The organism is Sphingopyxis sp. (assembly GCF_035998965.1).
Lineage (GTDB): Bacteria > Pseudomonadota > Alphaproteobacteria > Sphingomonadales > Sphingomonadaceae > Sphingopyxis.
In genome coordinates this window covers 1-1,624 of record NZ_DASYHE010000036.1, presented here as the reverse complement: position 1 = coordinate 1,624, position 1,624 = coordinate 1, and the positions used below count along the sequence as shown (strand labels likewise).

1 protein-coding gene is annotated in these 1,624 nt (G+C 68.5%); it reads left to right on the top strand.

The window, feature by feature from the left end:
* A partial coding sequence (locus VGN68_RS05090) for a strawberry notch-like NTP hydrolase domain-containing protein (protein ID WP_327474513.1) occupies window positions 1–1,624 on the top strand: 1,624 nt, incomplete at both ends.

The window sequence follows — 1,624 nt, the reverse complement described above, 5'->3', positions numbered from 1 at the left end:
GCTCAACGAGTTGGCCGACGGTCGCGCCGAGCTTCTCGAGCTACTGTTTCCCGCCGTGCCAATCACGCGTCATGATGGCGCGTCGATCGACGACCGCCTCGACGCTTCTTTCGTCCCCGACGTCGTCCTCATGAACCCGCCCTTCTCCGCCACGGCGCACGTCGACCGCCCGATGCGAGGCACTGCACTTCGCCATATCGCCTCCGCGCTCGCGCGGCTCCGCGACGGCGGTCGGCTGGTCGCGATCATGGGGGCGAATTGCGCACCCGATGCCGCGGCCTTCCGCGCGGGGTTCGTCGGGTTACAGGAGCGGGCGACGATCCTGTTCTCCGCCGCGATCGCTGGAAAAGTCTACGCCAAGCACGGCACCACGACCGCGACGCGACTGCTTGTTATCGACAAGGTACCCGTGGCCGATCCATCGATGCTGCCGGCGAGCCATGGCGAAGCGCCCGACCTGGCGACGCTTCTTGCCTGGGTGACCAGCCATGTTCCGCCGCGGCCTGCCCCGCCGCCCCCTGCGCCAACAGCGGCAATGCCATTCATGCGCGACGCAGCGGCTTCTCGGGGGCCTCTTGCCAGGGGAGCCACGCGTCCGGAGAAGACCGCGCGCGTCGCTTCGGGCGAGCTTGTCTATGAGACGATCGAGTGGTCACCGCCCGTCGGACAACTTGGCGAGGCGATCTACGAGCCCTATGCGCTCCAGTCCTTGCGCATTGCGGGGGCGTCTCCCCATCCGACCGCGCTCGTCCAGTCGGCGGCGATGGCGTCGGTCGCGCCGCCGCGCCCTTCCTATCGGCCGCATCTTCCCGAAAATCTCGTTAGCGACGGCCTCCTGTCCGACGCGCAGCTGGAATCGGTCATCTACGCCGGCGAGGCCCATGCCGGTCATTTGTCGGGCGCCTGGACGGTCGACGAGACCGCGGATGTCGTGAGTGCGGCGAGCGACGATAATGAGGCAGCGGTCCAGTTCCGGCGCGGCTGGTTCCTTGGCGACGGCACCGGCGCCGGCAAGGGCCGACAGGTCGCGGGGATCATTCTCGACAACTGGTTGAAGGGCCGGCGCCGCGCGCTCTGGATCTCGAAGTCGGACAAGCTGCTCGAGGACGCGCAGCGCGACTGGTCGGCGCTCGGGCAGGAGCGCCTGCTCGTCACGTCGCTGTCGCGCTTCCGCCAGGGTACGCCGGTCCGGCTTGCCGAAGGCATCCTCTTCACCACCTATGCGACGCTTCGCTCGCAGGGCCGCGAGGGCAAGGCGAGCCGCATCGAGCAGATCGCCGAATGGCTCGGGCCTGACTTCGACGGCGCGATCATTTTCGATGAAGCCCATGCGATGGCCAATGCGGCGGGTGGAAAGGGCGAGCGCGGCGACCAGAAACCGTCGCAGCAGGGGCGAGCGGGATTGCGACTTCAGCACGCGCTTCCCGACGCGCGCATCGTCTATGTCTCCGCGACAGGGGCGACGACGGTGCAGAACCTCGCCTATGCGCAGCGGCTCGGCCTGTGGGGCGGGAACGACTTTCCGTTCGCTTCGCGCAGCGAGTTCGTCGCCGCGATCGAGCAGGGCGGCGTGGCGGCAATGGAGGTGCTCGCGCGCGACCTCAAGGCGCTCGGCCTCTACGCG